The sequence below is a fragment of the Solilutibacter silvestris genome, from assembly GCF_002895945.1.
GTDB classification, from domain to species: domain Bacteria; phylum Pseudomonadota; class Gammaproteobacteria; order Xanthomonadales; family Xanthomonadaceae; genus Solilutibacter; species Solilutibacter silvestris.
This window is the reverse complement of the sequence record NZ_NPZB01000002.1, coordinates 535,567-554,309: the sequence shown is the minus strand read 5'-3', so window position 1 is coordinate 554,309 and position 18,743 is coordinate 535,567. Positions and strand designations below refer to the sequence as shown.

The 18,743-nt window shown below is 64.6% G+C and carries 19 protein-coding genes; 7 read left to right on the top strand and 12 right to left on the bottom strand.

The features are described 5' to 3' along the window. Window position 1 precedes the first annotated feature (1 nt). The 11 genes from kdsB to Lysil_RS10130 all read right to left on the bottom strand — a co-directional run bounded on the left by kdsB (window position 2) and on the right by Lysil_RS10130 (window position 10,984). On the bottom strand, window positions 2–787 hold the full coding sequence (gene kdsB, locus Lysil_RS10180; protein ID WP_103076016.1) for a 3-deoxy-manno-octulosonate cytidylyltransferase: 786 nt from the start codon (window positions 785–787) through the stop codon (window positions 2–4). 17 nt (window positions 788–804) lie between these two features. After that, window positions 805–1,818 carry a tetraacyldisaccharide 4'-kinase gene (gene lpxK, locus Lysil_RS10175; protein WP_103075479.1) on the bottom strand — a complete coding sequence of 338 codons (1,014 nt, stop codon included), beginning with the start codon at window positions 1,816–1,818 and terminating at the stop codon, window positions 805–807. After that, window positions 1,815–3,560: a lipid A export permease/ATP-binding protein MsbA gene (msbA, locus tag Lysil_RS10170; RefSeq protein ID WP_103075478.1), complete on the bottom strand. Its 1,746-nt coding sequence runs from the start codon at window positions 3,558–3,560 to the stop codon at window positions 1,815–1,817. The genes lpxK and msbA overlap by 4 nt, the downstream gene beginning before the upstream one ends. Next, on the bottom strand, window positions 3,557–3,991 hold the full coding sequence (locus Lysil_RS10165) for an ExbD/TolR family protein (protein ID WP_103075477.1): 435 nt from the start codon (window positions 3,989–3,991) through the stop codon (window positions 3,557–3,559). The genes msbA and Lysil_RS10165 overlap by 4 nt, the downstream gene beginning before the upstream one ends. A 1-nt stretch (window position 3,992) precedes the next feature. Then, entirely contained in the window at window positions 3,993–4,628 is a 636-nt protein-coding gene (locus Lysil_RS10160) for a MotA/TolQ/ExbB proton channel family protein (protein ID WP_103075476.1), read from the bottom strand. An 82-nt stretch (window positions 4,629–4,710) separates the two neighbouring features. After that, window positions 4,711–7,035 (bottom strand): DNA internalization-related competence protein ComEC/Rec2, encoded by a 2,325-nt coding sequence (locus Lysil_RS10155; RefSeq protein WP_103075475.1) that lies wholly within the window; start codon window positions 7,033–7,035, stop codon window positions 4,711–4,713. 1 nt (window position 7,036) lies between these two features. Continuing rightward, complete coding sequence (lolD, locus tag Lysil_RS10150; protein ID WP_103075474.1) at window positions 7,037–7,756, bottom strand: lipoprotein-releasing ABC transporter ATP-binding protein LolD; 720 nt, start codon at window positions 7,754–7,756, stop codon at window positions 7,037–7,039. Then, entirely contained in the window at window positions 7,749–8,993 is a 1,245-nt protein-coding gene (locus Lysil_RS10145) for a lipoprotein-releasing ABC transporter permease subunit (protein ID WP_103075473.1), read from the bottom strand. The genes lolD and Lysil_RS10145 overlap by 8 nt, the downstream gene beginning before the upstream one ends. A gap of 23 nt (window positions 8,994–9,016) precedes the next feature. Continuing rightward, window positions 9,017–9,370, bottom strand: a complete 354-nt coding sequence (locus tag Lysil_RS10140; protein WP_129588425.1) for a hypothetical protein — start codon at window positions 9,368–9,370, stop codon at window positions 9,017–9,019. Between the two features lie 37 nt (window positions 9,371–9,407). Next, window positions 9,408–9,656, bottom strand: a complete 249-nt coding sequence (locus tag Lysil_RS10135; protein ID WP_103075471.1) for an FAD assembly factor SdhE — start codon at window positions 9,654–9,656, stop codon at window positions 9,408–9,410. Beyond that, entirely contained in the window at window positions 9,653–10,984 is a 1,332-nt protein-coding gene (locus Lysil_RS10130) for an MFS transporter (RefSeq protein WP_103075470.1), read from the bottom strand. The genes Lysil_RS10135 and Lysil_RS10130 overlap by 4 nt, the downstream gene beginning before the upstream one ends. Window positions 10,985–11,153: 169 nt before the next feature. Between Lysil_RS10130 and cyoA the strand changes: the two genes are divergently transcribed. From cyoA to Lysil_RS10095, 7 genes are read left to right on the top strand one after another with little or no spacing between them, the layout of a single operon-like run. Further along, on the top strand, window positions 11,154–12,125 hold the full coding sequence (cyoA, locus tag Lysil_RS10125) for a ubiquinol oxidase subunit II (protein WP_240600500.1): 972 nt from the start codon (window positions 11,154–11,156) through the stop codon (window positions 12,123–12,125). A 44-nt stretch (window positions 12,126–12,169) separates the two neighbouring features. Next, a complete protein-coding gene (gene cyoB, locus Lysil_RS10120) occupies window positions 12,170–14,146 on the top strand; it encodes a cytochrome o ubiquinol oxidase subunit I (protein ID WP_205756949.1) in 1,977 nt (658 codons plus the stop codon). Then, the gene (gene cyoC, locus Lysil_RS10115; protein WP_103075467.1) at window positions 14,139–14,783 is read left to right on the top strand and encodes a cytochrome o ubiquinol oxidase subunit III; all 645 of its coding nucleotides are present in this window, start codon (window positions 14,139–14,141) and stop codon (window positions 14,781–14,783) included. The genes cyoB and cyoC overlap by 8 nt, the downstream gene beginning before the upstream one ends. Then, window positions 14,780–15,163, top strand: a complete 384-nt coding sequence (gene cyoD / locus Lysil_RS10110) for a cytochrome o ubiquinol oxidase subunit IV (RefSeq protein WP_103075466.1) — start codon at window positions 14,780–14,782, stop codon at window positions 15,161–15,163. Before cyoC ends, cyoD begins: the two co-directional genes overlap by 4 nt. 1 nt (window position 15,164) lies before the next feature. Then, entirely contained in the window at window positions 15,165–15,875 is a 711-nt protein-coding gene (locus Lysil_RS10105; RefSeq protein ID WP_240600498.1) for an SURF1 family protein, read from the top strand. Further along, complete coding sequence (locus Lysil_RS10100) at window positions 15,847–17,163, top strand: ATP-binding protein (RefSeq protein WP_103075465.1); 1,317 nt, start codon at window positions 15,847–15,849, stop codon at window positions 17,161–17,163. The genes Lysil_RS10105 and Lysil_RS10100 overlap by 29 nt, the downstream gene beginning before the upstream one ends. Continuing rightward, on the top strand, window positions 17,153–17,695 hold the full coding sequence (locus Lysil_RS10095) for a response regulator transcription factor (protein WP_103075464.1): 543 nt from the start codon (window positions 17,153–17,155) through the stop codon (window positions 17,693–17,695). Before Lysil_RS10100 ends, Lysil_RS10095 begins: the two co-directional genes overlap by 11 nt. Here the strand turns inward: Lysil_RS10095 and Lysil_RS10090 are convergent. Continuing rightward, on the bottom strand, window positions 17,688–18,743 hold the full coding sequence (locus tag Lysil_RS10090; RefSeq protein WP_103075463.1) for an SRPBCC family protein: 1,056 nt from the start codon (window positions 18,741–18,743) through the stop codon (window positions 17,688–17,690). The genes Lysil_RS10095 and Lysil_RS10090 overlap by 8 nt on opposite strands.

Here is an 18,743-nt window from a genome sequence, read left to right as displayed (position 1 = left end):
ATCATGAAGCAGGAGCGGCCAGGTGCGCCTCGGCGCGTGCGAGGTCTTCCGGCGTATCCACGCCCGGCGGGAACGCTTCCGGCGTCAACGCGGCGGCGATGCGATGGCCCGTTTCCAGCACGCGCAATTGTTCCAGTGATTCCAGTTGTTCCAGCATGCCCTGCGGCATCGCGGCGAAGCGTTGCAGGAAGCCGACGCGATAGGCATAGATGCCAATGTGGCGCAGGCATTGTTCCGGCATCACCACACGCTTGTTCTCGGCGAAGGCATCGCGATGCCACGGGATCGGCGCGCGGCTGAAGTACATGACATCGCGCCAGTTCGCATCCCCGCTGCGATCGCGCCACACCAGCTTGACGGTATTGGGATCGAACAATTGTTCGGGATCGGCAATATGCGTCGCCAGCGTCGCCATCTCGGCGCCACTGTCGGCGAGCACTTGCGCCACCGCGCGAATGCCCGCTGCCGGCGCGAACGGTTCGTCGCCTTGCAGGTTCACCACCAGGGTGTCATCGCTCCAGCCGGCGAGTCGCGCACATTCGGCGAGGCGATCGGTGCCCGAAACATGATCGTTGCGCGTCAACACGCCGCGCACCGCGATGCCGTCGAGCGCGGCGATGATGCTGGCGTCGTCTGCAGCGACCACCACGTCATCGGCGCCTGCAGAGAGTGCGCGTCGCGCGACATGGCGAATCAATGGTTCGCCACGCAGCAGGCGCAGCGGCTTGCCTGGCAAGCGACTGGCCGCGAGGCGCGCGGGAATGGCGACAACGAATTTCGGGTTCATGGCGACTCCCAACTGGCTCATCCCAGCAAGCTCATCTGGCGCAGTGCGTTCAGGCGATCTTCCAGCGCGACCCAGAAGGCCGCCGGCAATTCGGCGTCCACCGGCACGCTGTACCACTGCTCGCCGGCGAAGGCACTGCACTTCACCGCGTCCTTCTCCGTCATCAATACCGGCAGCGGGCTGGAGAAATCGAAATCGCCGGGGGTGTAGGCGTGATGGTCGGGGAATGCATGCGGAACCACGGCAATTCCGTACGCGCGCAAGGTGTCGAAAAAGCGTTCGGGATGGCCGATGCCGGCGACCGCATGGACGCGCTGCCCGGCGAATTCCGCCAACGATCGCACGCGCGGACCACGCAACGCCGCGGCGCGATGCGCGACCAGATGCATCGGCCACACGCCGAAATCGTTGTCGTCCGTTTCCACGGCATCACTGCCGAGATTGCGCACGCGGAAGTCACAGAGTTCGGCACGCTCGATCGGCTCGCGCAATGGGCCAGCCGGAATCATGCGTTCGTTGCCATAGCCGCGCACGCCATCGATCACTTCGATCTCGATGTCACGCGCCAGCGCGTAATGCTGCAAGCCATCGTCGCAGACCACGATGTCGCAACCACGATCGCGCAACGCGCGTGCGGCATCTGCACGGCGGACATCGACGCGTACCGGCACTTTCGTGCGCCGAGCGATCACCACCGGCTCGTCGCCGGCGATGGCGGGATCATCACCACTTTCGACCCAGCGCGCCTGTTTCGCATCGCGCCGGCCATATCCGCGGCTGGCGACACCGGGATTCCAGCCCCACGCGCGCAGGCGCTCGACCACGGCGATGGTCAGCGGCGTCTTGCCGGCACCACCTGCGATCAGGTTGCCGATCACCAGCACGGGGACACCGACAGGTTTCGCGCGCTTCTGCTGCACGCGACGTCGGCGCGCCGACACGCTGCGATAGAGCGATTCCACCGCATCCGCCCACACCGGAACCGCCGCATCGCCGAACCACCATGACGGCGGCCGGCGTTCGCGACTCACGCACCCTCCCGGAACTGCATGGCGTGGAGATGCGCATACACCCCGCCCTGCCCCAGCAGCTCACGGTGGCTACCGCGTTCGACGATGCGGCCGTGGTCGAGCACCAGCACCTGGTCGGCGTGTTCGATGGTCGACAGGCGATGCGCGATCACCAGCGTGGTGCGATCGGGCATCAAGTGGTCGAGTGCATCCTGCACCAGCCGTTCCGATTCGTTGTCGAGCGCGGCGGTGGCTTCGTCGAGGATCAGGATCGGCGCATCCTTCAGCAAGGCACGGGCGATGGCGACACGCTGGCGCTGGCCACCCGAAAGTTTGCCACCACGTTCGCCAACATGGGTGTCGAGTCCTTTCGGCAGGCGATCGACGAATTCTGCAGCGTTCGCGCCCTCGATGGCACGACGCACGCGCGAGGCATCGGCATCGGCCATTTCGCCATAGGCGACGTTGTCGGCGACGCTGCCATCGAACAATGCGACATGCTGGCCGACCAGCGCGATCTGCCGGCGCAAATCGCCCAAACGGTAATCATCCAGCGGCTGGCCATCGAGCAGGATTTCGCCCGACGCCGGTTCGTAGAAGCGCGGGATCAGCTTGATCAGCGTCGACTTGCCGCTACCCGAGCGCCCGACGATCGCGGTCACGGTGCCGGGACGCGCGATGAAGCTGACATCGTCCAGTGCCGATGTGTTCTGGCCGTCGTAGCGCGCGCTGACATGGCGGAATTTGAGTTCGCCACGCACGCGCTCGACGTGCAGCTCGCCGTCGTCGCGTTCGTCTTCGGCGTCGAGCACTTCGAACACGCGATCGGCCGAGGAAATGCCCCGCTGCAGCATGCTCTGCACATTGGTGATCTGGCGCAGCAACGGCACCAGGTTGACCATTGATGTCAGCAACAGGAAGAACGTGCCACTGGTCAATCGCCCGACTGCAGCTTCGTGCGCCGAAATCACCAGCATCACCGCGACGCCGACCGCACCCAGCACCTGCACGAACAGCGACAGCGAGCTGCGCGTCACTTCCACTTTCAGCGAGAGGCTGACGTTGCGCTTGTTCTGTTCGGCATAGCGCGACAGTTCGGCCTGCTGGGCGCCGTAGGTCTTCACTTCCTGGTGCGCATGCAAGGCCTGATCGGCGGATTGCAGCATGTCGGCGGACGCGCTCTGGATTTCATGGTTGAGGCGGCGATAACGGCTACCGACTTTGCCCATGATCGACGCCAGCACCGGCGCCAGCACCAGCAGCACCAGCGACACCCGCCAGCTGTTGTAGAACATCACGCCCAAGGTGCTGATGATGTTGAACGTGTTGCTGACCATTACTTTCAGCGAATCGACCGCGGCCTGCGCCACCTGCTCGGTGTCGCCACCGAGGCGGGTGATCATCACCGGCACTGGTTCCTGGTCGAAGCGCGCGCCAGGCAAACGCAAATACTTGCCCATCAGCTGGATGCGCAGATCACGGGCGACGTTACGGCCACCGCGCGCGATGCAATAATCGCCCACCAAACCAAACAGGCCACGCGCCAGCAACAGCCCAACCAGCACCACCGGGAACAGATAGATGTACTGACGCGCGTTGAAGATGTCGTCGACGATCCACTTCATCAGCTGCAGGATGCCGGCGCTCGATACTGCTTCCAGCGCCATGCCGAGGACGGCCGCTGCGATCAGCCCGCGATAGGGCTTGGCGTAACCGAGCAGGCGCCGGTAGGTTTCGCGGGTCGTACGCTTGGCTGCACTCATTTCGCCACGCCCTCTTTCGGCTGCGGCGCGGTGGCGATCATCACTTGGCGGAAGCCGAGCTGGCCCAGCGCTTCATATGCAGTGACCACGGCCTGATGCTGCGTGCGGGCGTCGGCGCGCAACAGCACCGGGCGACTGCGATCGTTGCCAGCAACTTCGGTGATGGTGCGCTTCAGGGTCTCGACGTCATTGCGCAGCGATTCGCGATCCTCGACGAAATAGCGGCCGTCGGCATTCACCAGCACGGCCAGCGGCTTGTCCTTCTGCTGCGGAGCCTCGCCGTCGGCGCGTGGCAGTTGCAGGCGCAACACGTTGCGCGAGGCGAAGGTGGTGGTGATCACGAAGAAGATGATCAGGCACAGGATGACGTCGATCAACGGGATCAGGTTGATCTCCGACATGTCGTCCTGTTCGCGGTCGCGAATGCGCATGTCAGCCGTGGGCCTGCATCTTCGCGGTAATCTCGCGACGCTCGTCGATCACGTCGTCGAGCAACATCACTTCATGTTCGAAGTCGATGATGTAGGTGGCGATGCGATGCTTCAGCCAGCGATGGGCGATCAGCGCCGGAATGGCGACAATCATGCCGGTCGCGGTGCACACAAGCGCCTTGCCGATGCCGCCGGCGAGCAGGTTCACGTCACCGAGGCCATGATCGAGGATGCCGAGGAACATCTGGATCATGCCGACCACGGTGCCGAACAACCCGAGCAGCGGGCCGATCGCGGCAATCGTGCCGAGTGCGTTGAGGAAACGCTCCATGCGGAACACCTGATGACGACCGACGTCCTCGACGCGCTCGCGGCGCTGGTCGGGAGTGCGATCGCGCACGTCCAGTGCAGCGGCCAGCACCTGCCCCAGCGGCGAGGTCTGGCGCAGGGAGTCGATGTGCTTGGGATCGAGGCCGCCACGTGCCGCCCAGGTGCGCACTTCCTCGCCGAGACCGGGTGGCAGGATCGTGGCGCGGCGCAGGCTCCACAGTCGTTCGACGATGATGGAAAACGCCGCCAGCGACAGCAGCAGGAGGGGAATCATCGGCCAGCCGCCGGCCTTCACCAGTTCGAGCACTCTGCAACCTGAGGTTTGGGGGAGTCGCCGATAGGATAGCCCACCCGGAACCTGCCTCGATCCTACTGCACTCGCCCTGGATTCAGTGCTCGCTGTCCCAGATGCGCTTGCGCCGCGTCCGCTCGGTTGCCACGATGACGGCCGCCGCCGACAGATCGACGCGCACCGATCCGGCATGCGGGGTGTCGAGGACACGGGTGCCGGCCCCGGTCCAGCGCGCCAATGCCTTGGGGTTGGGGTGATGGAATTTGTTGCGATAGCCGGCCGAGGCGATCGCCCATGTCGCGCCGGTGGCGTGGACGAAGGCATCGCTGGAGGAACCGGCGCTGCCGTGATGCGGCATCGACACCACGTCGGCGCGCAGTGCCGCCGGATCGCGTTCCACCAGCGCACGCTCGGTGGCCTGGTCGATGTCGCCAGTCAGCAACAGCGCATGGTCGCCAACGCCGACGCGCAGCACGCAGCTCGATGGATTTCCGGCGTAGTCCGACTCCGGCAACGGCGAGACGACCTCGAACGCCACGCCATCCCAGTTCCAATGGTCACCGAGTTTGCAGTGCGTATCGACTTCGATCGGCGCGCCCGGCGGCGCCTGCACGGCTTCGACCGTCATTCCCGCAAGCACCGCGTTCATGCCGCCGGCGTGATCGGCATCGGCGTGGCTCAACATCATCAGGTCGACACGATCGACACCGAGCGCAGCCAGTGCCGGCAATACCACGGTGGCGCCGGCATCGTAACCATCATCAGTCGCCGGGCCGGCGTCGTACAGGATTGCGTGATGCGCAGTGCGCACCAGTATCGCCTGCCCCTGCCCGACATCGATCATCTGCATCCGCGCCTCGCCCGGCAACGGCGCCGGTTGCAACGGCGTGAACATCGGTAACCACAAGGCGAGCGCCAGCGGTTTGCCCGGCAGTTTGCGAGGCGCCAGCAACCAGAACGCGCCGAGCAATGCCAGCGGCCATGCCCACATGCTCGCTTCCGGCAAGCGCGATTGCCCAAACGGCCATTCGGCGATGCGCTGGAACAACGGCCAGGCGGCATCGAACAGCCACGCCGCGAGATTCCACAACGGCGCGCCCCAGCCGTGATGCAGGCCATCGAGCATCACGCCGAGCAGCGACAGCGGCACGACGATGAATCCCCACCATGGCACTGCGACCAGATTGGCCAACGGCGACACCCACGACGCCTGCGCGAAGAACAGCATCGACAGCGGCAGCAGTCCGAGCGTCGCAACTCCCTGCGCGCCGAGGAATTCGCGCAACACGCCGCGTCCGCCTTCGCGCAGGCACCACGACAGCCATGCCACCCCGGAGAAACTCAGCCAGAAGCCGGGACGCAGCAGATTCAGCGGATCAATGAGTGTCAATGCGATCGCGGCAATCGCCAGCGCCTGCACCGCGCCCATGCGTCGTCGCAACAGCACGGCGCTGGCCACGCTCGCCATCATCAGCAGGGTGCGCAAGGTCGGCACTTCACCACCCGACAACGCGGTGTAGAACGCCGCGACCAGCGCGCCGGCCAGCATCATCGCGGTGCGGCGCGGCATCCAGCCGCCGAGCACCGGGAACGCGCGCCACAGCAACCACGCCAGCGCGGAGCCGAGGATCGCCGTCAACGCGACATGCGAACCGGAAATGGCAATGAGATGGGTCAAGCCATTGGCGCGCAGGATCGTCCAGTCGTCATCGCTCAAGCCACGGGTATCGCCGACCGACAACGCGCGGATGAAACGCCGCGCCGGCGACGATCCCTGTTCGATGCGCTGGGCGATGCCGTCACGCAGGGCGTCGATGCCGGTGCCTGCCAACAATTCTTCGTTGCCGTCGCCGCCCTTGACCGATCCCGTGGCGACGATGCGATCGACCAGCATGCCGCGTTCGGAATCCTGGACGCCGGGATTGCGCAACCCATGCGGACGCTTGAGCTTGACGCGCAGGCGCCAGCGCGATCCCGCTTCGATCTGCGGCGGCGTTTGATCGGGCGCAGCGAACCAGCCGAGGCGAATGCGCTTGCCGCGCAATTCCTCCTGTTGCGCGATGTCGTCATCGACCACGAACTGGAAGCGCGTGCTCTTGCTGTCCTCTTCCGGCAGATTGTCGACGCGTCCCTGCACGACCAGTTCGCGGCCTTCAAGTTCCGACGGCAAGCGCGCTTGCAAAGCCGATCCCGCGATCACGCCGGCCCAACCGAAACCGAGCAGCGCGGTGGCGATCCAGACGCGGCGCGGCAGTTTCCACCACAGCACGACGCCGGCGACCGCAAGCGCGATCAGGCTCCAGCGCGGTGGCAGCCACGGCAACCACAGACACAGCATCGCCCCGGCCAGCAATCCGATCGCAGGCTCCCAACCAATGCGGCGCGGGCCAATGCGTGGTGACGTCCCTGTCGCCGCGTGCATGTCAGACGTCGTCCGGTGGCAGTTCGCGCAGCCGACCGTTGGTCAGCTCGAGTACGCGATCGAGGCGGCGTGCGAGACGGCGATCATGCGTCACCAGCACCAGGCTGGTGCCCTTCGCGCGATTGAGTTCCAGCATCAGTTCGAACACCGTCGCTGCGGTGCGATCGTCGAGATTGCCGGTCGGTTCGTCACCGAGAATGCACGACGGCGTGTTGACCAGCGCACGTGCGACTGCCGCACGCTGGCGTTCGCCACCCGAAAGTTCGCCCGGCTTGTGTTCCAGCCGCGCGCCCAAGCCGACCTGTTCGAGCAATGCCGTCGCGCGCTTGCGCGCTTCGCTTGCCGAGATGCCCGCGAGCATCACCGGCAGCATGGTGTTCTCGAGCGCGGTGAATTCCGGCAACAAATGGTGGAACTGGTAGATGAAACCCAGCGCGCGATTGCGCAGGCGCCCGCGTTCGGCGTCCGGCAAGCTTGCGATGTCCCAGCAAGCCCGCACGCCTTTGAATTCTGCATCGATCCAGATATCACCTGTGGTCGGCACATCGAGCCCGCCGAGCAGATGCAGCAAGGTGCTCTTGCCCGCGCCCGATGCGCCAACAATCGCAACGGTTTCTCCTGCCGAGACAGCCAGGTCAAGGCCATCGAATACTGGCGTTTTCAGCTTCCCTTCCGCATAAGTCTTGGCCAGTTGACTCGCGCGAATGATCACATCACTCATAGCGCAGCGCCTCCGCCGGCGGCGTGCGCGAGGCGCGCCAGGCCGGATACAGGGTGGCGAGGAACGCCATCGCGAGCGCGACAGCAGCGATGATCGCAACCGTGTCCGCCCGCAGATCGGTGGGCAGGCCGGTGATGTAGTAGACGTCTTCCGGCAGCAACGTGACGTGGAAGACGCGTTCGATCAGCTTGAGGATGTGTTCGAGGTTGAGCGTGAGCAGGACGCCGCCGACCACGCCGATCACGGTGCCGATGATCCCGATCAGGCTGCCCTGCACCATGAAGATGCGCATCACCTGCCCCGGCGTCATCCCCAGCGTGCGCTGGATGGCGATGTCGGCCTGCTTGTCGGTGACCAGCATGACTTGCGACGACACCAGGTTGAAGGCGCCCATCGCGATGATCAGCGACAGCAGGATCGCCATCATCGTGCGTTCCATGCGGATGGCGCGGAAGATGTTGCCGTTCTCGTGCATCCAGTCGTTGACGCGATAACCGCCACCGAGTTTCAGCGCGAGATCGCGGGCGACGGCCCAGGCCAGATCCATGTCATGCAATTTCAGGCGCACGCCGGTGACGCCATCGCCCATGCGCTGCACCAGTTGCAGGTCTTCCATGCGCACGACGGCGAGGCCCTTGTCGAATTCCTGATGGCCAGCCTCGAACACGCCGCTGACCACGAAGCGCTTCATCTGCGGCACCGCGCCCAGGCCGGTGACGTTCAGGCCCGAGGTCGCCACCAGCACGCTGTCGCCGACACGCACGCCGAGGATGTCGGCGAGCTCCTTGCCGAGCAGGATGTTGTAGCTGCCGGGCGTCAGCGAATCGAGGCTGCCGACGACGAGTTTGTCGCCGATCACCGAGACCTTGCGCTCGCGATCGGGGAGCACGCCACGGATGATCGCCGGCGCCTTGTCGTTGCCGGTGAGCAGCGCCTGGGTGTCGACATAAGGTGCGGCAGCTTCGACACGCGGATCCTGCAACGCCAGCTTGATCGCCTGCGGCCACTCGGTCATGTTGCGACCATCGGCGGCGACGGTGGCGTGCGCGGCCATCTGCAACAGGCGATCGCGGATTTCGCGCTGGAAGCCACCCATCACCGACAGCGTGGTGATGAGCACGGCGACGCCGAGCGCGATGCCGACGATCGACGCCATGGAAATGAAGGAGATGAAGCCATTGCGGCGTTTCGCGCGCAGGTAGCGCAGGCCGATGGCGATGGGGAGCGGTTTGAACATGGGAGGCCGCAGAAGGATTCGGACTATGGTGCCAGCATTGGCGGGGACAGCATGTGGCGATCGCCGGAAACGGCCAGTCGCAGTCGGCGTCGGTTCACGGCGTCCATGCCATGCCACCAGGTCTCGCGCCGCCAGCGGCCACGCGCATCCTTGCGAACCAGCGTCAGCCACGGGCCATGCACTTCGATGCGGGCATCGCGCAGCGCGACGCCATCCAGCAGCGGATCGCCATCGACATCGAGCCAGCGGATCGGGCGCGTGCGTTCGCGCCGTTCCAGCCACGCCGTGTACGCCAGCACGATCACGGCCAGCGGAAGCTTCATCATCCATGGCAAGGCGGACATCAGCGCAGCGATGGCAGCCAGCATTCCCAGCACGACCAATGCCGCACGCGACAGCCGTGACGGCCCGAGCTCAATGGCCCAGGGTGCGCATGCGTTCGATGAGTGCGGCGAGTTCGGCGTCACTGCAGTGCTCGTAGCCCATGATCCAGCGCCAGAGCTTATCGTCCTCGCAGTCCAGCAGCCGTAGGAAAACCGCCCGTTGTGACTCGGAATCCTGCGGCCAGTCGTGTTCGAGATAGCGCTCGAACACCTGGTCGAGCTCGCGCATGCCGCGCCGCGAGCGCCAGCGGATACGCTTGAATTCGGCGTCTTCGCTCACTTGGCGCGGACGGTTTCGCGCTTCAGGCGCAACCAGCGGTTGACGCCGAGTGCCGCCAGTGTCGCCAGCGCGCCCGACAGCAGGTAGACGCCGACGTAGGCCAGGCCGAACTTCGCACACAGGCCGAGCGCGACCAGCGGCGCGAAGGCCGCACCGATCAGCCAGGCGATGTCGTTGCTGAGGGCCGCGCCGGTGTAACGGTAACGATCACCGAAGTTGGCGTTCAAAGCGCCCGCCGCCTGCCCGTAGGACAACCCGAGAAGCAAGAAGCCGGCGAGGATGTAGACGTCCTGGCCCACGGTTCCGGCGCCCAGCAGTGTCGGGGCGAAGCCGCTGAACGCGGCGATGGCCACCGCCAGCGCGCCCAGCGTGCGCGGACGGCTCAGCCGATCGGCGATGAAGCCCGACGCGACGATGCCACCCGCGGCGAGGAAGGCGCCGATGATCTGCACGATCAGGAATTGCGGCACCGACTGCTTCGAGAACAGCAGGATCCACGACAGCGGGAAGATGGTGACGAGGTGGAACAACGCGTAGCTGGCCAGCGCGGTGAACGCGCCGATCACCACGTAGCGGCCACGCGCCTTCATCAATTCGGTGACGCGTACCGGTGCCAGCTCGTGTTCGTCCATTTCGCGGGCGTATTCGTCGGTCACGACCAGCCGCAAGCGCGCGAACAACGCGACCACGTTGATGGCGAACGCGGCGAAGAACGGATAGCGCCAGCCCCAGTCGAGCAGATCGGCCAGCGGCAGGCTGGCGTAGAGATAGGCGAACAGGCCGGCGGCGACGATGAAACCGGTCGGCGCGCCGAGCTGGCCGAGCATTGCGTACCAGCCGCGATGACCCTTCGGTGCGTTCAATGCCAACAGCGATGGCAGGCCATCCCACGATCCGCCGAGCGCGATGCCCTGGAGGAAGCGCAACACCGACAGCAGCACGACCGATGTCATGCCCAGCGTGACGTAGCCCGGCAGGAAAGCGATGCCGGCCGTGCAGGTGCCGAGCAGGAACAGCGCGGCGGTCAGTTTGGTGCCGCGGCCCCAGCGACGCTGGATCCACAGGAACAGCATGGTGCCGAACGGGCGCGCGATGAAGGCCAGCGCGAACACCGCGAACGAATACAGCGTGGCTTCGAGCTTGGGTGCGAACGGGAAGAACACCGACGGGAACACCAGCGCCGAGGCGATGCCGTAGACGAAGAAGTCGAAGTATTCGGACGTGCGGCCGACCACGACGCCAACGGCGATTTCGCCCGGGGCAACCTCGTGGCTGCTGTGCGTCCCGTGGTCGTGGGTCGTGGTGGTGGAACTGGAATTCGCGGACATCTTGATTGGACCGGGTGTGGGCCAGAATTTGGAGGGGTAGTCGCGTTCGCGCGCGGTCACCGGCCACGCTAGCTTCCCACCATCGGGCACGGGAGGCCATAGGACAAAACGTCCAATCGCCGCACCGGGCCGCGAGGACTAAAGTACCGCAATGAGCAGAATCAACTCCTTGATCCGGTTCGTGGCCGTGGCCATCGCGGCCCTGTCGCTGGCCGGCTGCAACACGCTGGTGCTGAATGCGCCCGGCGACGTCGCTGCCCAGCAGGGCAACCTGATCGTGGTCGCCACGGTGCTGATGCTGCTGATCATCGTCCCGGTGATCGCGCTGACACTGCTCTTCGCCTGGCGCTACCGCGCCTCCAACGCCAAGGCCACCTACAAGCCGGACTGGGACCATTCCACCCAGCTGGAACTGCTGATCTGGGCGGCACCGCTGCTGATCATCATCGCGCTGGGCGCGGTGACCTGGATCTCCACCCACACCCTGGACCCGTACCGCCCATTGAGCCGCATCGCCCCGGGCAAGCCGGTCACCGCCGAGACCAAGCCTCTGGTGGTGGACGTGGTCTCGCTCGACTGGAAGTGGCTGTTCATCTATCCGGAACAGGGCATCGCCACGGTCAATGAACTGGTCGCCCCGGTGGATCGTCCGATCGAGTTCCACATGACCTCGGAGAATGTGATGAACGCGTTCTACGTGCCGGCGCTGGCGGGGATGATCTACACCATGCCGGGCATGGAAACCCGCCTCCACGCGGCGATCGGCAAGCCCGGCCAGTACCAGGGCTTCTCGTCGAACTTCAGCGGCGCCGGTTTCTCGCACATGCATTTCATCTTCACCGCCACCGACAACGCCGGTTTCGACCAGTGGGTCGCGCAGGCCAAGGCCAATGGCGGCACCCTGCAGCGCGCCGACTACCTGGTGCTGGCGCAACCGAGCGAACGCGAGCCGGTACGCCGTTATTCACGTATCGATGAGGGGCTGTACCACGCCATCCTCAACCGTTGCGTCAAGCAGGGCCACATGTGCATGGACGAGATGATGGCGAAGGATGCCTCGTCGCCGGCGCAATCGCAGGAATCGATGTCGCACGAATCGATGCCGATGGCCATGCCCCCCGCCGACGCGCACGCGCACTGAACCGGAACACAGCCATGTTGCAACACGCTCCTGCCACGTCTCCGCTGCTCGGTCGCCTGAGTCTCGACGAAATTCCGATGCTGCACGAACCCATCGTGCTGTGGACCTTCATCGCCACCATGCTCGGCGGTCTCGCCGTGCTCGGGGCGATCACCAAGTACAAGCTGTGGGGCATGTTGTGGCGCGACTGGTTCACCAGCATCGACCACAAGAAGATCGGCATCATGTACATGGTGCTGGGACTGGTGATGCTGCTGCGCGGTTTCTCCGACGCCTTGATGATGCGCCTGCAACAGGCGATCTCCTTCGGCGACAACATGGGCTACCTGCCGCCGCACCACTACGACCAGATCTTCACCGCGCACGGCGTGATCATGATCTTCTTCGTGGCGATGCCGCTGGTCACCGGCTTGATGAACTACCTGGTGCCGCTGCAGATCGGCGCGCGCGACGTGTCCTTCCCCTTCCTCAACAATTTCAGTTTCTGGATGACGGTCGGCGGCGCCATGCTGGTGATGCTGTCGCTGTTCCTCGGCGAATTCTCCACCGCGGGCTGGCTCGGTTTCGCACCGCTGTCGGGCATCGAATACAGTCCCGGCGTCGGCGTCGATTACTACATCTGGGGCTTGCAGGTGGCCGGCGTCGGCACCACGTTGTCGGGCATCAACCTGATCGCGACCATCGTCAAGATGCGCGCACCGGGCATGACCCTGATGCGGATGCCGGTGTTCACCTGGACCGCGCTGTGCACCAACGTGCTGCTCGTGGTGTCGTTCCCGGTGCTGACTGCGGTGCTCGCCCTGCTGACGCTGGATCGCTATCTCGGCACGCACTTCTTCACCAATGATTTCGGCGGCAACGCCATGATGTACGTCAACCTGATCTGGATCTGGGGCCACCCGGAGGTCTACATCCTGATCCTGCCCTGCTTCGGCATCTATTCCGAGGTGGTGTCGACGTTCTGCGGCAAGCGCCTGTTCGGCTACAGCTCGATGGTCTACGCGACCATCGTCATCACCATCCTCTCGTACCTGGTGTGGCTGCACCACTTCTTCACCATGGGCTCGGGTGCCAGCGTCAACTCGTTCTTCGGCATCACCACGATGATCATCTCGATCCCGACCGGGGCGAAGATCTTCAACTGGCTGTTCACCATGTATCGCGGCCGCATCCGCCTGGAAGTGCCGATGCTGTGGACGCTCGGCTTCATGGTCACCTTCACCGTCGGTGGCATGACCGGTGTCTTGCTGGCGGTGCCGCCGGCGGACTTCGTGCTGCACAACAGCCTGTTCCTGATCGCGCACTTCCACAACGTGATCATCGGCGGCGTGGTGTTCGGCCTGTTCGCGGGCATGACCTTCTGGTTCCCCAAGGCGTTCGGCTTCAGGCTCGATCCGTTCTGGGGAAAAATGTCCTTCTGGTTCTGGTTCGCCGGCTACTGGTTCGCGTTCACCCCGTTGTACGTGCTCGGCCTGATGGGCGTGACGCGTCGCCTCAGCCATTTCGATGATCCCTCGCTGCGCATCTGGTTCCTGATCGCCGCATTCGGCGCCGTGCTGATCGCCATCGGCATCGCCTGCTTCCTGATCGACATCTTCGTCAGCTTCCGTCGCCGCGACGCGCTGCGCGACACCACCGGCGATCCCTGGGACGGTCGCACGCTGGAATGGTCGACCTCGTCGCCGCCGCCGGACTACAACTTCGCCTTCACTCCGATCGTGCACGACAACGATGCGTGGTGGGACATGAAACAGCGTGGCTTCCAGCGTCCGTTGTCCGGCTTCAAGTCGATCCACATGCCGAAGAACACCGCGGCCGGCATCATCTTGGCCGGACTGAGCACGGTGATCGGCTTCGCGATGATCTGGCATGTGTGGTGGCTGGCGGTGATCGCGTTCGCGGCACTGCTGGTATCCGCGATCGTCCATACCTTCAACTACGACCGCGATTTCCACATCCCCGCCGATGAAGTGGTCGACACCGAACACGCGCGCACGGAGCTGCTGAACGCCCATGTCTGACGCCATCGCCACTACGCACGTTGACGGCACGCCGTCTTTTTCCAGGGACGAATTCCTCGATACCGAGGCGCGCCACCATCCGGAGAACGGCACCCTGCTCGGGTTCTGGCTCTACCTGATGAGCGACTGCCTGATCTTCGCCAGCCTGTTCGCCTGTTACGGCGTGCTCGGCCGCAACTACGCCGGCGGCCCCGGCGGGGCCGAACTGTTCGACCTGCCACTGGTCGCGGTCAACACCGCGTTGCTGCTGCTGTCGTCGATCACCTATGGCTTCGCGATGATCTCGATGCAACACCGCAAACCGCGCGCGGTGCTGGCGTGGCTGGCGATCACCGGTTTGTTCGGTGCCGGCTTCCTCGGCATCGAACTCTACGAGTTCCGCCACCTGATCCACGAAGGCGCCGGTCCGCAACGCAGCGCCTTCCTGTCGTCGTTCTTCGCCCTGGTCGGCACCCACGGCCTGCACGTCACTTTCGGCATCGTCTGGCTGATCGTGCTGATGACACAGGTGATGAAGACCGGCCTCAGCGCCGCCAACCAGCGCCGCCTGTTCTGCCTGTCGATGTTCTGGCACTTCCTCGACGTCGTCTGGATCGGCGTCTTCACCTTCGTCTACCTGATGGGCGTGCTGCCATGAGCGATACCACTTTCGAACACGACCATCACCACGAGGAAGGCGGCCACGCCCACGCCACCGTGCGTGGCTATGTCACCGGCTTCATCCTTTCGGTGATCCTGACCGCGGTTCCGTTCTGGCTGATCATGGGCAAGGTCATCGCCAATCCCGGCACGGCCGTGGCGGTGATCCTCGCGTTCGCTGCAGCGCAGATCCTCGTGCACATGATCTACTTCCTGCACATGAACACCAAGTCGGAAGGCGGCTGGAACATGCTGGCGCTGATCTTCACCCTGGTGCTGGTGGTCATCACGCTGGCTGGTTCGATGTGGGTGATGCACCATTTGAACGCGAACATGATGCCGGTGATGTCGCCGCACGATATGCGCAACATGCCTTGATGTGCGCACTGCGGTCTTCCTCATTGCATTGACCCTGGCCTTCTGCGGATTCTCCGCACTCGGTGTGTGGCAGGTCCAGCGACTGCAGTGGAAGCACGCGCTGATCGCACGCGTCGATGCACGCATCCATGCTGCACCGACGCCGCCACCCGCGCGCAACGATTGGCCGAACGTCTCCGCACAGCGTGACGAATATCGCCGCGTGGTGATTGAAGGCGACTACCTGCCCAACCACGACACCCGCGTGCAGGCAGTCACCGAGCGCGGGCCCGGCTGGTGGCTGCTGACGCCACTGCGCAGCGACAGTGGCGACACCATCCTCGTCAATCGCGGCTTCGTGCCGGATGACTGGAAGGGCGATGTCCCACCGCCCGTCGGCCATGTACGGATCGTCGGATTGCTGCGCACCAGCGAACCGCGCGGCGGCTTCCTGCGCCACAACGATCCCGCCCACGATCGATGGTATTCGCGCGATGTCGCCGCGATCGCACAAACACGCGGACTCGGCACTGTCGCGCCGTACTTCATCGACGCCGGGCGTGATGCCTTCGCGCCGCAATGGCCCGCGGGCGGCATGACAGTGGTGAGTTTCCGGGACCAGCACCTGCAATACGCGCTGACCTGGTTCGCGCTGGCAGTGTTGACGCTCTACGCCGGCTGGCGCGTGTTCTACACTTCCGGCAATGTCGATCGCACTCGTCACGAACGCTGATCCTGCGCCATCGCGCGACAACGCCGGACTGCGCAACCTGCAGCAGTTGATCCAGTTGCGCTGGATCGCCGTGGTCGGACAGGTGCTGGCGATCGCGTTCGTCCACTTCGTCCTGCACATCGCCCTGCCACTGCGGCCGATGCTGCTGGTGCTGCTGGCCCTGGTCGCCTACAACCTCGCCAGCCAGATCGTGCTGAAACGCCGCACGCGCGTCACCGACCGCGCCCTCCTGCTGGCGTTGCTGGTCGACGTCGCCACGCTCACCGCGCAATTGCACTTCAGCGGCGGCCCAACCAATCCCTTCCTGTTCCTGTTCCTGTTGCACGTGGTGCTGGGCGCGATCCTGCTGCGCACTGCATCGAGCTGGATCATCGCCGTCGCGACCAGCGCCTGCGTGTTGTGCCTGATGTCGTCTCCCGGCCCCGTGGTGCTGCCCGCCGATCTCTCGTCAGGCCTCGCCTCGCTCTACGTGCAGGGCTTGCTGATCTGCTTCGCCCTGGTCGCGACCTTGCTGGTGGTGTTCATCACCCGCATCGGCCGGATCCTGCGCGAACGCGACGCCCATCTCGCGACGATGCGCCAACGCGCCGCCGAGGAAGAACACATCGTGCGCATGGGCCTGCTCGCCTCCGGCGCCGCCCACGAACTGGGTACGCCGCTGTCGACGCTGGCGGTGATCCTCGGCGACTGGCAACACCTGCCCCACTTCGCCTCCGACCCCGAACTGCTGCAGGATGTGGTGGAAATGCAGGTGCAGGTGCTGCGTTGCAAGGCCATCGTCACCGGCATCCTGCAATCGGCCGGCGAAACCCGTGGCGAAGCGCCGCAAGAAATATGGCTGCGCGATTTCTTCGACGACCTCGCCGATGAATGGCGCACCACGCGCCCGACGCAGCAATTCGACTACCGCAACCAATGCGCCGACAATCCGTTGATCGTGTCCGACGCAGGCTTGAAGCAGATGATCTGCAACGTGCTCGACAATGCGCTGGATGTTTCTCCGCAACACGTCGCGATGCACGTCGCCCTCGCCAATGGCGATGTCGTGATCGAAATCGCCGACCACGGCCCCGGCTTCGCCCCGACGATGCTGGAACAACTCGGCAAGCCCTACCAGTCGAGCAAGGACGAACCCGGCCATGGACTGGGCCTGTTCCTGTCGGTGAACGTCGCGCGCAGCCTCGGTGGCACGCTCAAGGCGCGCAATACTGCGCAAGGCGCGGTGGTGACGATGACACTGCCGCTGTCAGCGCTGACCATGGATGATGGTGACGACAATGGCGACTGACGGCGACAAACGCTTGCTGATCGTCGAAGACGATGCCGCCTTCGCGCGCACGCTGGCACGCTCCTTCGAACGTCGCGGCTATGCCGTGCGCCTCGCCGACACCTTGGAATCAATGCAGCATCTGCTCGCGGAATTCCCCCCAACTCACGCGGTGGTCGATTTGAAACTGGCCGGCGGCGATTCCGGACTGTCCTGCGTCAAGGCACTGCACGCGCACGATCCGCAATTGCGCATCGTCGTGCTGACCGGCTACGCCAGCATTGCCACCGCCGTCGAGGCGATCAAGCTGGGCGCGCGCCATTACCTCGCCAAGCCGTCGAACAGCGACGACATCGAGGCCGCGCTCAAACGCAACGAAGGCGATGCCGATGTCGACTTGGGTGAACGCAAGACTTCGATCAAGACCCTGGAATGGGAACGCATCCACGAGACGCTGGCCGAAACCGGTTTCAACATCTCGGAAACCGCGCGCCGCCTCGGCATGCACCGGCGCACGCTGGCACGCAAGCTCGACAAGCAGCGGGTCAAATAGAAGAAGCGGATTCGGTCCGTCGTGCGTACATCGCTAGGATCCGCTCGGCGCCATCACCCAGCAGTCGATCCATCCACCACGCCGAATACATGTTGAAATTCGTGCTGACGCGATAGCCGATATCGAGATCCACTTTCGTTCCACCTGGCACCGGAATGAGCGTGAAACGCGTGTCGTCCAAGCCTGCGTAGCGCCCACCCAACGCGACGTGATCGTCCAGTGCGTCCACGGGAATGGAGCCGGGCTGGAAACGATAGACCCATGACAACCGTTGCGACGGCCGCCATTCGCTGATCGGTTCGTCGAAGCGGATGCCGTGTTGCCAGCGCGATCGCCGTACCCTGCCCTGCGCCGTGATCTCCGTACGCCCCGAGAGCGGATACGGCAGGCCAATGTTCCACGCCAGCCCGCGCCCGAGTTCTTCCGGATGGATATCCTGCACATCGTTCAGCACGCGCCACACCTGTTCTGGCGTGGCATGGATCACGCGGCTGCGGTGCAGATGCCGATGGCTGTCGATATCGTGGACTCGTGCCTCGACGCCCCCCAGCAGCAGCGGCAAGAGCAATACCGATGCTGTCGTCGAGCGGGAAGGTCGCGCGCCCATTCGCAACAGCACCAGCATCAACGCACCACCTATCGAGGATTCGACCAGGAACGCCGGCAACATGATCGCGATGCAAATGCTGCCTTCGAGCAGCATGATCGCCGTGCCTACCGCGAATCCGATTACGGTCAGCCAAGGCGCGAACAACGCGCGGAGAATACTGCGGCGCTCCGGCACCAAGCCATACACGGTGATCATCCCGAGGACAATCGGCACCAGCACGCCGAAGGACAGCAACATCGGCCCCTTGCCATCGAAGAGCGCCGGAATTCCCGGGATCCCGCCGAACAGCAGGCGCATCACCAAGCCATAGAGGATACCGCCGCAGACCATCAAGGCGAAACGCTTCAGCGGCGACATGCCTGCCAGTGGATCCGGCGCCAACGGTTCCGCCGGCGGCAAGTAAGGATCCGCTTCGTTGACGTCCGGAGCCTGCTCCAT